We start from the raw sequence: 14,101 nt of genomic DNA on the forward strand, positions 1-14,101 counted from the left end.
AGAGGGGCGACGGGATGGTATATCGATATGTGGCTATAGGCGATTCATTAACGGTAGGTACAGGAGCGTTGCTGGGCACCGGCTTTGTTCCTTTATATCGGCGAATGGCAGAAATGAATGTTCGTACGTTTGTATCCATGGAAAATATGGGCGTGAATGGACTGACGTCGGGGGAAATGTTGCAGATGATCTCTTCGCATCCCCGAGTGCGGCAATCACTCCGTGAAGCGAATATCATTACCATATCCATTGGCGGGAATGATCTGATTCGTACGTTTAAAGCAAGTAACGGCATTCCAAATGCCAGCAAAATGACACAGGTGCTCGGAGAAACCCGCAGTAATGTATCCCAGATCATGCGGCACATTCGGCAGTTAAAGGGAAACAGTGAGTATATGGTCCGATCCATCGGATTGTACAACCCGTATCCACAAGCGACGGAAGCTGCGTACTGGGTGCGCCAATATAATTCTTTTCTGAATGGAGCGGGATCAGGCAACTATGCGTGTGCTCAGGTCTATGACAGGTTCGAAGGTCGTGAGCGTGAACTGTTGTTCTGGGACAGAGTGCATCCCAATGCAAGAGGGTATCGTGTCATTGCGGAGCAGCTTAATCGAACGGGATATTATCCGTTCTCTTGATCACTTTGGAACAGAACTAGACCAAGCAATGGACTTCATTTAAGATAAATAGAAGACAGTTCCATTTTGTGAGATAAAGGGGTTAATTTTTGGTGCAAAACATCGATTCCGGTTCCCTCCATCCTTCAGAGCAGCAGCGTATATCCGAAGTGTTGGCCTTATACGGTTTCACATCGGATTGGAAAGGCGAGCGTGGAAAGGGTGGGATGAATAATTCTACTTACATGCTCCATGTAGACGGGACTAATTACGTCATGAGACAATATGAAACACATAATGATCCGATGAAAATCGCCTTTGAACACGAGGTGCTGGCAGCCCTCCAACGTTCGAACTTTAAGCTTGATACACCTTCACCTGTAAGGCGGTTATCTGGTGAGGGAGGTACATTCCTTCCTGTAAAAGATACCCTCACAGGTCATACCAAAATCGTGACTCTGTTTCATTATAGGGAAGGTGTCAATCCTATCTGGCATATACCAGATCAATTAATAGGGCTCGGTAAAGCGGCGGGGGCCCTGTCTTCTGTTATGGCTACGGTGGATATAACAATTGAACCTGTATACCCACCGTACTATCAAATTCAGGATGCGTATCCGCTCTGTTCACCAGAACGATTATTACAGTTATGCACATCGCCGCCGGAGCAATTGGCCGCATGTGCGAATGAGTTGAAGCAACTGAGAGATGCGCTGCCAGATCTGTTTGAAGCTCTGCGGGGAATGGAACATCTGCCTCATCAATTGGTTCATGGGGACATGAATGCCTCGAATGTATTGGCAGATCAGCAGGATGGTGAAATCTGTGCCATTTTGGATTTTGAATTTGCGACATGGGATTTGCGGGTAATGGAGCTGGCTGTTCCGATGTCTGACCTTCTTACCATGGACAAGAGTGAAGAATGGATGTGGCAGGCACAAGAGGGACTGATTAGGGGATTTCGGGAACATGTCAGCCTGGAGCGGGAAGAGTTGTTAGCCATACCTCAATTGATTCTGCTGCGTAGTCTGGATGTGGTCATGCATTTCATCAGCCGGATGTTTGAGGGTACAGATGAGCCGGAAGTGGCTGTGGATCAGATTGTGAAGCTCAAACAGCGGATTGACTGGATGCGTCTTCATGAAGAACAACTGCGTGAGATATTGGTATATTAATATCGCTGTGATGAATAAAGTGCACTGTTTCTGCTCATACGAGGGCAGAGATCAGTGCACTTTTATTGGTTAGAAAAGTGATATATGAAGATTACAGCGTATAGCGGATGACATTACTTACAAGCCACGTTTGCGGAACCAACTGCGGACAGCCCAGCGGCGCTCCTGACGTTTTTTGTATTTGGGTAACGAACGATAAACGTTCAACGATTGCTCGTATGCCTGCTTCGCGTCTGCATTACGTCCGAGGGAACGGTGAACCGAGCCGAGCAGATAATAAGCTTCACTGGAAGAGGAATGAATCTCCTGAAACTGATGCACATAATCCAGCGCTTTGTCCTCATGCTTATCTTTGAAGGCTCCAGCAAGGGTTAGGTACGGGCGTCCGTACTTGACTCTGGGGTTGATCTCAAGGGCTTGCAAAATATGACGTTCGCCTTTTTCGATGTTGCCCAAATGAAGCTCAGTTGTCCCCAATGCCTCCCAGTACTCAGCCGATTGTTCGTATGGGCGCTCCAGTTCAAGCAATAAGGCATGTGCCTCACTGTAACGCTTGCGCTCAATTAACAGGCGAGCCAGTTCCAGCTTGGAAGAAACTTCATTGGGACTCATGGCAAGCTGTTGCCGAAGCCGGGAGATGTTACGCATACGCTTGAGAGGTTTCGTGAAGCTTGGGAACACCCCAACGTAACGACGATCCAGAAAATACAGTATAACGAGTAAAATAAGGATGGCAATGAACGGATTACCTACAATCCGCCATAGAAGGCCAAAGATAAGAAATTTAATAAGCACAGGTTCAACTCCATTTATGATGTAATCGCGTTTCGTACACTTAAAATATATTTCGACTGATCCAGCGGGTCAACTCCTCTGCGTTTGCGAGCATGATTCACATCCGCAGGACAATCTTGGTATCCGGCAAACGAAGTCGTAAGCACCCCGCGGCCGCTTGTCTCGGAACGCAGTTTCACCGGATAATCCATTGAGGTGGCAAGAGGCATAACTCCTTCAATAATACAACGTCCGCTACCAATGACGGGGGCTTCGAAGGTTGCCCGCATATGTACCAGATCGCTAAGGGCCTTACCGCCGTATTCTTCCGGGACCGTCAGCCGGAACTGAAGAAGGGGTTCCAGCAACGTGGTACCTGTTCTCGACAATCCATCCATGATTCCCATAGGCGTGGCTACGACAAAATCCAGCGGATGTGTATGCCAGACATGATGTTCCCCTTCAACCAGCGTGATACGCAGATCAGTTACTTCCCAACCGAGCATACCTTGAGACAAGGCTTCCGGAATTCGTCGTTCAACTTCATTCTGATAACGTAGCAACAGATCATCTGTCCTTACGGTTGAGGTATAGACCAGACCGCTTCCGCGAGGCAAAGGTTCAATCTTGAAGCGGAGGATGGCCCAGCAGGGCTTAGGCATCGTATAGGCGATGTAACCTTCTCCGGCTGTACGGGGTGTCTCCTTATAGATGACGGATGGCGGATCAAACACGACATCCAATCCGAAACGACTCAGCAACAGGCTGGATAAAATCTCAAGCTGAATGGTTCCCATGACCTTGAGATGCAGTTCTCGTTCCTCCGGTAACCATTGCAGGTCGAGTAAGGGGTCTTCATCCGTCAATTCTTGCAATGCTGCGACAAGGTCGGGGTAACGTGCCGGGTCTTTGCCATGTACTTGTACGGTCAGCAAAGGTACAGCCATCTGTGGAAGAGGAGGTACACCCTCAGGATTGCCGATAATGTCACCCACATGTGTGTCACTCAGTCCGTACAGCACAGCAATCTGCCCCGCGTGAACGGCACCGGTATCCGCCCATTTCCTTCCATCCATGCGGCGAATCTGCGTCACTTTCTCTTCAAGCTCCCGCGTCGAATTATGGATGGTATCCCGATTGTGTAAGCTGCCACCATACATACGGACGTAAGCCGTGCGTCCCATCGTGCGATCACGTTCAATTTTGAACACAACACCGGATACGGGAGAGTCCACTGGTTGTGCAGGTGCAGGCAGAAATGCAAGGACCGCGTCCAGCAATGCCGTGACGCCAATTCCTTTGCCGGAAGCGCCATAACACACAGGGAACATCTTACCCTGATGCACATACCGCAGGAATGCTTCATTCAGATCCTTTTGCGATAACGGAGTCTCCTGAATGTAGGCTTCCATGACCTCTTCGTCCAGCTCGGCAAGTATCTCGACCAGACCTGGAATGGAAGGTGTGCCATCTGACAGAGAATCTTGATTCGGGTTCCAGAGGGAGTCGATGCCATGAAATGAATCTTCATGGATATGGCATGTTTGGATTTCGCATGCGAAAGGGGACAGGGTGGAACGAATCTGCTCCATTACCGCTGGGGCAGATGCGCCAATCCGATCCATTTTATTAATATAGATTATGGTTGGGATGCGAAGTGAACGAAGGGCATGCCAGATGGCTTCACTCTGGGACTGAATTCCTTCTACTGCCGACAGAATGAGAATAGCGCCATCCATTACCCGTAGCGTTTGCTCTACTTCGGAGCTAAAATCAATGTGACCAGGTGTATCAATGAGGTCAATGATGGTGTTCTTCCAGATCAGAGAGGTCATGGCCGCTTGAACGGATATGCCACGTTCTTTCTCAATGTCCAGGGAGTCTGTGGCTGTTGTTCCGTCATCTACACGTCCCGGACTGCGGACGACACCACTCTCAAATAACATATGCTCGGTTGTGGTTGTTTTCCCCGCATCCACATGGGCGAAGATGCCAATATTCCTGCGATTCAATTCGTTTAACATGGAATGCTAAGCTCCTCTGACAACGGAATGAAATGTTTCCGACAAGTAATAATCCAGATTATCATACCACATCTTCCATATGGAAGAATATGTGGATATATATGATTAGACCCAGGAACCTACGTCCAGTCTGGTTCTATTTTAACGAGAACTGTTCATGGTTCTGCGATAAGCTGCGGGCGTTGTGCCGGTTAATTTTTTGAATTGACGGTAAAAGTGGGGCAGGCTGTCGAACCCGCAAGCATCGGCAACGGCTGCCATCGTCTCATCACCTTGTACCAGATGCTCTTTCGCCATAATGACCCTTCGCGCTAATGCATAATCCGTTAGAGTCATACCCGTGTATCGTTTAAATGCACGACTGAAATGGGCAGGGGATACAGAGGCGTACTGTGCCAGTTCAGGGAGGGACAGGCCATTCCGAAGGTTATCGTCAATATGAGAGATCGTAGAAGAGAGCCATGAGGGACCCGGAGCGGATTTACCCGGATTCGCAGGTCCTGCAGCTTCCAGACGTTCCAGAAAAATAAGCAACAGTTGCAGCCTTAACAGGGCTGCATGTGCGCTTAGATGATGATCGAGCTGGAATTCGGTCTGAATATCATCAATAAGGGCGGCCACCTGTGATTGCTCCTCTGTGTTCAGATGCCTCTTATACACGCGTTGTTTACGACAACGTTCAAACAGGCTTAGCAAAGAAGAAGCAGCACCTCCGGCGGTGGATGCCAGCAATCCCGGGCTGAAGAACAATGCGGAAGATGTGACAGGATTGGCTGCATCCGGCAAGGCTCTATGAACCGTGCTGCCAGGAATGATGAACAGATCTCCTTCTTGCATATTCTCAAGTCCAGTATCAATAAAGATGCTTCCCTGTCCTCGATATACATAGATAATTTCATGCCAGTCGTGAAGGTGATCTGGCAATTCGTTCTGAGGGGATTTGGTGTCGCTGTACACCAGGCGGAACGGAATACCGGATTCTGCCTGAATAGTCGTACGAACAGGTGAACGTTCCATAGAGACTCCTTTCCAGACGATCGTCTTCAACGAGTTGTTAAGCCTGGTCATTAGAGAGTATATTTACCGCAATAAAAGCAATTTAATTTCCTTTTATTGATGATACAATGAATTTAAAGCGTTTACAATAAAAGGATGCAGAGCCTATGAGCTGCATTCCGACAGTACAAATAATCGATGAGGTGAGTGTCCATGTCGGCAAGCACAAAACGGCCAAGGTTGAAGCTGAATTTACTGGGGAGCGATGGTCAGCGCAAGTGCAAGGAGATTATGGAGCGTCCCGTGAAGGTTTTGCAGATTGGAGAAGGTAATTTCTTGCGGGGATTTGCAGACTGGATGCTTCATGAGAGTGCCAGACAAGGCAAATTCCATGGAAGTGTAGCTGTTACGCAACCACGACCGGGAGGCAAGGCCAAGCTGGAGCAGATTCGTGATCAGGACGGGTTATACACGATGATTACGCGAGGGCTGTCTCAAGGAAAGCCGGTTGAGCGGACAGAGTTGATCTCCATTTTCTCACAGTGTATCAATCCGTATGAGGAATGGGATGCCTTTCTGAACTTGGCGGAACTGCCATCACTTGAGTTCGTTATTTCCAATACAACCGAATCAGGATTGAAATATACGTATGCGGACTATATCGAGGGTGAACCCGTACAATCATTTCCGGGGAAATTAACGGTTTTTCTGCATCAGCGATATTTGAAATTTGATGGTGATCCATCCAGAGGTTTGATTCATCTGCCATGTGAGCTGCTTGAAGGCAATGGGGATGTGCTGCGCAGTTGTGTCCTCCGTCATAGTGAGGATTATGGGTATTCGGATGGCTTCCGTTCATGGATCGAGAACCATAATCACTTCTTGAACAATCTGGTAGACCGAATTGTCACAGGTGCGCCGACCCAGGAGGAAGCCGATTCCCTGACGAATCGTTGGGGTTATGAGGACCAGTTGATTAATACGGCAGAGCCATATCATTTCTGGGCCATTCAGGGTGATGAATCATTGGACAAAAAACTTCCTCTCAAGCAGGCAGGTCTCAATGTACATTGGGTGAAAGATCTGAAGCCTTTTCAGGTACGCAAGGTTCGTATTTTGAATGGGGCGCATACCTTAATGTCATCCCTCGGCATTCTGCAAGGCAAGCAGCATGTGAGAGAAACGATGGAAGATCCGTATTTTGACTCATGGATCAGGGAAGCTGTGCATCAGGAGATCGTCCCTGCTCTGGATATGCCCGATCATCAGCTGGACCAGTATGCAGAAGAAGTATTCGAACGGTTCATTAACCCGTATATTAATCACAAATTGCAAGATATTGCTTTGAATACGATCAGGAAATTCAAGGTTCGTGTGCTGCCGACACTTTTGTCTTATGAGCAAAATCAGGGAAGTTGGCCAGAACGTTTAATTCAAGGGTTTGCTGGATTATTGTGTCTCTACCGTCCGGTAAATACGCCAGAAGGTTACAAGGCACAACGACTGAATGGGGACGACATTCTGTTGCGGGATGACCCGGATGTCCTGGCTGCTTTGGCTGCACACTGGGAAGGTTATGACACGCTTAACAGGAATCAGAAGCAACTGGATAACCGGGTAGCGGCTGTGTTGTCGGATACCCTGATCTGGGGCGAAAATCTGGATGCAAGAGAAGGGCTGCGTGCAGCACTTGTTCGTGAAATCGGATTGTTGGAAGGTGAAGGGAAATGAACACAACAAGTACAATCAATGACTGGATTGCCATTCAACCGCAGGATGATGTTATTATAGCGCTTCGGGATTATGCCAAAGGAGAATGCATTACCCTGTCAGACGGTGTTTCCTTTACACTGCTCGATGACGTGCCGAAGGGGCATAAGATTGCTGTGCATACGCTGGCCCCAGGTGATGATGTGATGAAGTATGGTTTCTCCATCGGGATTGCCCAAGAGCAGATTGAGCAGGGAAGCTGGATTCATAGTCACAACCTGAAGACGGGGCTGCACGGATTGCTTGAATATGAATACCAACCGGGGGCCCAGGTTCAGACGGACATTCCACCGGAACATCTGCGCTCATTCGATGGATATTTACGTCCCAATGGTGAAGCAGGTATCCGTAATGAGATCTGGATTGTGAATACGGTTGGATGTATCAATAAAGTGTGTGAAGCATTGGCACGTATGGGTCAGTCCCAATTTGGAAGCCGGGTAGATGGTGTATTTCACTTTCCACATCCATTCGGGTGTTCACAGCTTGGCGATGATCTGAAGTATACACAACAGTTGCTGGCCTCCTTGGTGGAGCATCCGAACGCAGGAGGTGTGCTTGTCATCGGTCTGGGCTGTGAGAACAATCAGGTCGATGAATTCCGTGAGTGTATTGCTCCGGAATACCGCGGAAAAGTACGGTTTCTCAAAGCACAGGAAACGGATGACGAGCTTGAGGAAGGGCTTCGACTGATGGAAGAACTTGTGGAGATCGCTGAACATGAACAACGGCAGCCGCTTCCGCTCAGCAAACTCAAAATTGGTTTGAAGTGTGGCGGTTCCGATGGTTTATCTGGCATTACAGCCAATCCGCTGGTCGGTGCAGTTGCTGATATGCTGGTTGCTGCCGGGGGTACGGCTATTCTGACGGAAGTTCCGGAGATGTTTGGTGCGGAGACAATCTTAATGAACCGGGCTGCCAATGAGCAGGTATTTCATGATTTGGTGGACCTCGTGAACGGCTTCAAGCAATATTTTGTGAACCATGGCCAGAACATCTATGAGAATCCTTCCCCTGGTAATAAGGCTGGTGGCATCACAACGCTGGAGGAAAAGTCACTTGGATGTACGCAAAAGGGAGGACGTTCTTCCGTAGTTGACGTTCTACGCTATGGCAAACGTGTAACTCAAACCGGTCTGAACATTGTAGAAGCACCGGGGAATGACCTGGTATCTGTAACGGCACTGTCTGCAGCGGGTGCACATATTGTGCTCTTCACAACAGGGCGGGGGACTCCCTTCGGAGGTCCGGTACCTACCGTCAAGATTGCGACCCAATCCGATCTGGCTAATCGCAAAAAACACTGGATTGACTTCAACGCAGGCCAGTTGTTGGAGGGGCAGACGATGGATGAGGTCAAAGTACAGCTGTTCGGCCAGCTGATTGACATTGCTTCAGGACGGTCACATACACTCAGTGAGCAGCATGGATTCCGGGAGATTGCCATATTCAAGGATGGCGTGATTCTCTAAATTCATTCTGGCTGGATGTTGTTTATCGTCTACGATGCATTATAGGGTGAACCACAGCCAATTCCGGTTGAAATTTGCACTACAACCGGGATTGGCTTTATTTAGATTGCACGGATGCCAAGTGCTTTGAAGATGCTTGATAATGCGGCGGGTGAAGCATGTTGCTGTAGTTGCGCAGCCAACAGTTCACGCGCCTCTTCTACGCTGCCTTCGAATGGCTTAATGCCATGACGCTGCATCCAGTGATCTGCGGTCTCATATGCGGAGCTGTTCCATGCGACTTTGCCTTCGGCGAGTCCCTCTTTTTCTTTGGTTCCACTGATCACAATGGCTGCACAGCCCTGAAGGTCCAGAAGTCCACGGTCAAATGTTTTTTTGTCCTCTTTTGCCCCGAAATCAGCTTGTGATCGCAAGGCACGTCCATCGATGCCTTCCTGTTCTGCAACTAAGGCATGGAGTTTGAACGCTTCACGGGAGAGCAGACCCGCTTCATACTGTTCCTTGATGGTTTTGGAGTCGGCAAGCAGTCGGTGTACCCAAGGGAAGTACTCAGATGAGACAAGAAGCGCTTTCTTTTTAACAAATTTTCCATATGCAGCAATGCCCTCTTCAGCCAGGCGTGAACGCCATAACCAGGGATCGAGTTCATCATCCTTGTGCCAATGTTCTTTGGGGGTTAGCGATGACAGCGAAGGATAATCGGCAAATAGTGGTGCCAGAGGCAGCAGCCCTATAGACTGGATACGCTGTACTGCTTGTTCGTACGTTATAACGGCTTCATAAGTCATGATATCAGTAGGCTCCTTTTGTGTTTAGTCAAGCTACGACTTGGTTGAAGCAAGGTATCTCCGGCTCACTTCCTCGGCATGCTGACGAATCTCACTGCGAAGTTGGAGGGGTTCAATCACTTCAGCTTCACGTCCCAATCGGTAAAAGAATCGTACGGCCCAGTCCCATTCCCCTGGTGGACAAAGGAATGATAATTCCCAGAGGTCCGGGGCAATTTCAATCATCTTTTCACCAATATGCTCGTCCTGTTCAGCTTCAATCATTCCCCGGTAACTCAGTTGTGCCTTAACTAGTGTTGGCGGCTGTTCTGGAGGGATCGGCTTGCTCTGCTGTTGCTCCGCCTGTTCGTGAAACACCAGTGCATCCTGTGGTTCGATCGCCTTGACTTCGATAATTCGGTCAACCCGGAACAGACGTTGTTCACCATGTTCGATCGAATATGCTTCACAGTACCAGAAGCCGGAGGAAGCATATACCCGTGAGGGACAGATATGCAACCACCGCTGACGTGTTGCGGAGCGATATAACACACTAAGCCACCCGTGTTCGGGTATGCATGCCAGCAGTGCGTCCAGATGAGGAAGAATGTAATTGCGGTCTGGAATATGATGATGCAGCTGTTTGAGCATGGGATCAATTCGCGACATGATATCATCCGGAATGATGGCCTTAACTTTGTTCATCAGGGTCCAGCGTTTCTCATGAAAGGGTGTATCCGCGTAGCGACTTAGACCTTCAAGAGCGAATATGAGCGTCGCTGCTTCTACCGGGTCCAGCTGTAATGGGGGTAATACGTAACCCTCCATAAGTCTGAAACCGCCTCCCGGACCGGAAATGGCAATAATGGGCACATTCATCTCGGAGAGGGACTGAATATCCCGAAGAATCGTGCGACGGGAAACCTCAAATTTCTCGCCTAATGAGTGTGCCGTTTCGTGACCATGCTGTAATGCCATTACGATGGCAGCAAGCCGATTTGTTCTGTTCATGTCAGCCACTCCGTTTCGATCTGCGCCGCCGGAAAGTGATGTCGTAGTAATATTTCTATTGTAACAACGAATAAGTGACATCATGAGTGTCACCAATATTTCAACTGTTCATTATTTTATAATGGATCAGCATCAGGATTCACAAGCATGTTCCGGCAGGCTTTGTTAAAATGTGTTTCTCGTCCAATTCGCTTTGCATACTGATATTTCCTTCTATCAAAAAGACCACAGATCATGCCAAAAACCCGCATCCGGTGTAAACGGATACGGGAAGTAGCAGCTTTTGGCTTACAGAAGACGATAAAGGTCTGAAATCTATACCAATATGCTCGCTGAAGACAATAACAAGTATAAAAGGAATGAATATGTGACACTTTGTATCACGGGTATTTCCATCACATTGTTTCATTCCGAATGATTCCAATTAAGCGAAATCCCTTATTTCATTTCGAGCAATTGCACCCCACGGGCTTCAATCTCAACACTTCCCGAAAGCTCACGATTGGTGAGCAGATCATGTGCCTTAGCTGTTCCCAGATCATAGGATTGCGTGGTTGCGTTATGGTTCATGACAAACAGGTAGGGTTTGCCGTCTTTGGTTCGTGCGCTTACTTCAACACCTTCTGGTGTCTCGAGCAAGGACTCTACGTTCTTGGCTGCTGCAAGCTGTCCCAGCAAACCATCCAGGAAGCGCTCATCCGGGTCGGATGCAACGTACCAGGCGTCACCTTGACCAAAGGTATTACGTGTCACAACAGGCATGCCTTTATAAAAGTCGTCTCCATACTCCGCGATGACTTCGGCTCCTTCACTGTGCAGCAGGTCACACAACATGCCGCAGCCATACTCTCCTTCAAGATCTCCGTAGGCTTCTTTGAGGACTATGCTGTTCTTTTGCTCAGGCAGCAGGGCATCAATTTCTTCCACCCAGATTCCGAGCAGCTTACGTAACTCTCCCGGATATCCACCTGTAGTCACGAGATCGTTCTCGTTGACAATGCCGCTGAAGAAGGTTGTCAGGAATGTTCCGCCTGCTTCAACATACTTCTCCAGTTTGGCGGCAAACCCTGGTTTAACCATGTAAAGGACAGGCGCGAGAACGATGTCGTATTTGCTAATATCCGTATCCACACTGACGATATCTACCTGTATGTTGCGACGGAAGAAGGCTGCGTAGTATTTATGGATCTGATCCACATAGTTCAGGGCAACCGTAGGTCCGCTTGATTTTTCGATGGCCCACCAGTTATCCCAGTCGAACACAATCGCTACTTTGGATTCAACAGATGCATCCAGTGTGGTATCTCCAAGGATCTGCAATTCCTTGCCCAGCTCAGCGACTTCGCGGAATACACGTGTATTCTCGTGTCCAGCATGCTCAATAACTGCACCATGATACTTCTCACAGGCACCAATGGAGCGGCGAAGCTGGAAGAACATAATGGTATCGGCCCCGTGCGCAACAGATTGATAACTCCACAGACGCATGACACCTGGACGTTTCAGTGAGTTATATGGCTGCCAGTTCTGCTGACTTGGTGTTTGCTCCATAAGCATGAACGGTTGACCATCTTTCAGTCCGCGCATAAGGTCATGAGCCATTGCCGTGAAGCTGACGGGTGTTGCGAGACCGGGATAGCTGTCCCAGGATACAATATCCAAATATTTTGCCCATTTGAAATAATCCAATTGCTTGAAAAATCCCATCAGATTGGTAGTCACAACGGAGTCCGGAATGTGTTTTTTGATCGCATCGTACTCAAACCGATAACAGTCCAGCATGCTGTCTGAGTTGAAGCGGGAGTAGTCCAGCGAGATTCCTTGGAACGTTGAATTGTTGTTACCCCAATGTTCACTCAGGTTGCTCGGCAGTACAATCTCGTCCCAATCGTAGAAGGTATGCCCCCAGAAATTTGTGTTCCATGCTTTGTTGACCTGTTCCAGAGTCTGATAGCGTTCTTTCAGATATACGCGGAATGCTTTCTCACAGTTCTCACAGTAACACTCACCGCCATATTCATTGGAGATGTGCCATACGAGAACAGCGGGGTGATCCTTGTATCGTTCAGCCAGTTTATCTGCAATCTTCTCGGAATATTTGCGATAGGTCGGGCTGTTGGGACAGGAATTATGGCGCCCACCGAATTTGCGTTTGCGTCCATCGGCATCTACACGAAGCACGTCTGGATATTTCTTTGCCATCCAAGCCGGATGGGCAGCAGTGCTTGTTGCAAGGCATATATAGACACCATTTTCATATAAACGATTAATGAGTTGGTCGAGTTCTTCAAAACGGTAAGTAACTTCATCAGGCTGAATTAGTGCCCATGAAAATACGTTAATTGTGGCAATATCAATCCCTGCCAATTGGAACATGCGCAGGTCTTCAATGTGGGTTTCGTGGTCCCACTGTTCCGGGTTATAATCGCCGCCGTAGAACATTTTGGGTAGTTTGCTGCTAATCAATGTGTTCACCTCTTGTATAAGAATAATCCTATACTATATGATACATATGACTTTTAAAATATAATAAAAGTAATGACTGATATAAGAATACGGAAGTTTATTTCAGCTTATACCCAAGGAGGCATCCCATGTTTATCTCACCCCGACATCAACGATATTTCATGACATCACGTGATCAGCCGCTGCCCCTTTATATTGAGAGCCTAGGTTATAATGGCAATCAGGAGAAGGTGTCCAGACCTGTGGGGTATCCATGTTACCATTGGCTTCAGACAGTAAAGGGAGCCGGAGAATTCAAGTTTGCCGGGTCCACGGTCGTTCTAGGGGAAGCATCAGGTATTTTGTTACCGCCGAATGAACCGCATGAATATGTGCGCGCCCAAGGAGAGTGGGAGACACTTTACATTACATTTGGCGGTTCCCAGTGTCCGGCAATATTGGAGTCACTTAGTCTGGGTGAAGCGGCGTTCTATCAGTGGGAGCAGTGCAGCCCGTTCAACGATTACGGCCAGGAAGTGCTGGATTCGATAAGCAGTGATCAGGATTTGTCAGGACTCGAAGCGTCAGCGGATATATACCGATTTCTGATTTTGCTCAAAAAACATGGCATGACAGGCAATCGGTCTTCGATCTCACATGCCGTGGAGAGACTCGCTCCGCTCATTGCATTCATGGAACAGCAATATGCGAATCCCGAAATTGGGCTCGAACATATGGCTGTCGTAACGGGGATCTCATCCAGACATTTGAACACCTTGTTCAAGCAGTCCTTTGGCATGACGGCCTATAGTTATTTCATTCTGCTGCGTATTCGCAAAGCCAAGGAAATCATGACCGCAGACCATAGACCCACGATTAGGGAAACGGCAATTCGGGTTGGCTTTCGGGATTCAAGCCATTTTGTTGCTACCTTTCGCCGGATTGAGGGGGTCACCCCTGAACAGTTTCGTAATTTGTACTAACATGTACCCAAATGAACAAAAAGTGATGCCAGGAAGGTATTGATGCCTTAGGGGCATTACCGTT

The 14,101-nt window shown here is 48.3% G+C and carries 11 protein-coding genes; 5 read left to right on the forward strand and 6 right to left on the reverse strand.

What is annotated here, in order from left to right; genetic code table 11:
• Positions 1–14 precede the first annotated feature (14 nt).
• Together V6669_RS10940 and V6669_RS10945 are read left to right on the forward strand one after the other, a co-directional pair.
• Complete coding sequence (locus tag V6669_RS10940) at positions 15–641, forward strand: GDSL-type esterase/lipase family protein (RefSeq protein ID WP_338593759.1); 627 nt, start codon at positions 15–17, stop codon at positions 639–641.
• A gap of 92 nt (positions 642–733) precedes the next feature.
• The gene (locus V6669_RS10945) at positions 734–1,795 is read left to right on the forward strand and encodes a phosphotransferase (RefSeq protein WP_338593760.1); all 1,062 of its coding nucleotides are present in this window, start codon (positions 734–736) and stop codon (positions 1,793–1,795) included.
• 117 nt (positions 1,796–1,912) lie between these two features.
• Here the strand turns inward: V6669_RS10945 and V6669_RS10950 are convergent, their stop codons facing one another.
• The 3 genes from V6669_RS10950 to V6669_RS10960 form a co-directional block, all read right to left on the reverse strand.
• A complete protein-coding gene (locus tag V6669_RS10950; RefSeq protein WP_338593762.1) occupies positions 1,913–2,590 on the reverse strand; it encodes a tetratricopeptide repeat protein in 678 nt (225 codons plus the stop codon).
• A 14-nt stretch (positions 2,591–2,604) separates the two neighbouring features.
• Positions 2,605–4,593 carry a translation factor GTPase family protein gene (locus V6669_RS10955; protein ID WP_338593764.1) on the reverse strand — a complete coding sequence of 663 codons (1,989 nt, stop codon included), beginning with the start codon at positions 4,591–4,593 and terminating at the stop codon, positions 2,605–2,607.
• 141 nt (positions 4,594–4,734) lie between these two features.
• Positions 4,735–5,610: an AraC family transcriptional regulator gene (locus V6669_RS10960; RefSeq protein WP_338593765.1), complete on the reverse strand. Its 876-nt coding sequence runs from the start codon at positions 5,608–5,610 to the stop codon at positions 4,735–4,737.
• Between the two features lie 192 nt (positions 5,611–5,802).
• Here V6669_RS10960 and V6669_RS10965 point away from each other — a divergent pair, with 192 nt between their 5' ends.
• Entirely contained in the window at positions 5,803–7,320 is a 1,518-nt protein-coding gene (locus V6669_RS10965) for a tagaturonate reductase (RefSeq protein ID WP_338593766.1), read from the forward strand.
• Complete coding sequence (locus V6669_RS10970; RefSeq protein WP_338593767.1) at positions 7,317–8,831, forward strand: altronate dehydratase family protein; 1,515 nt, start codon at positions 7,317–7,319, stop codon at positions 8,829–8,831. The genes V6669_RS10965 and V6669_RS10970 overlap by 4 nt, the downstream gene beginning before the upstream one ends.
• Before the next feature lie 101 nt (positions 8,832–8,932).
• On the opposite strand, the gene V6669_RS10975 is transcribed toward V6669_RS10970, so the two are convergent.
• From V6669_RS10975 to V6669_RS10985, 3 genes are all read right to left on the reverse strand, one after another.
• The gene (locus tag V6669_RS10975; RefSeq protein ID WP_338593768.1) at positions 8,933–9,619 is read right to left on the reverse strand and encodes a hypothetical protein; all 687 of its coding nucleotides are present in this window, start codon (positions 9,617–9,619) and stop codon (positions 8,933–8,935) included.
• Between the two features lie 33 nt (positions 9,620–9,652).
• Positions 9,653–10,609, reverse strand: coding sequence for a WYL domain-containing protein (locus V6669_RS10980; RefSeq protein WP_338593769.1), 957 nt, complete (start codon positions 10,607–10,609; stop codon positions 9,653–9,655).
• 438 nt (positions 10,610–11,047) lie between these two features.
• Positions 11,048–13,075, reverse strand: coding sequence for a beta-galactosidase (locus tag V6669_RS10985; RefSeq protein ID WP_338593770.1), 2,028 nt, complete (start codon positions 13,073–13,075; stop codon positions 11,048–11,050).
• 128 nt (positions 13,076–13,203) lie between these two features.
• Between V6669_RS10985 and V6669_RS10990 the strand changes: the two genes are divergently transcribed.
• Positions 13,204–14,037: an AraC family transcriptional regulator gene (locus V6669_RS10990; protein WP_338593771.1), complete on the forward strand. Its 834-nt coding sequence runs from the start codon at positions 13,204–13,206 to the stop codon at positions 14,035–14,037.
• Positions 14,038–14,101: the final 64 nt, after the last annotated feature.

This window comes from Paenibacillus sp. Y5S-9, assembly GCF_036894235.1.
In the GTDB taxonomy this organism is placed as follows: Bacteria; Bacillota; Bacilli; order Paenibacillales; family Paenibacillaceae; genus Paenibacillus.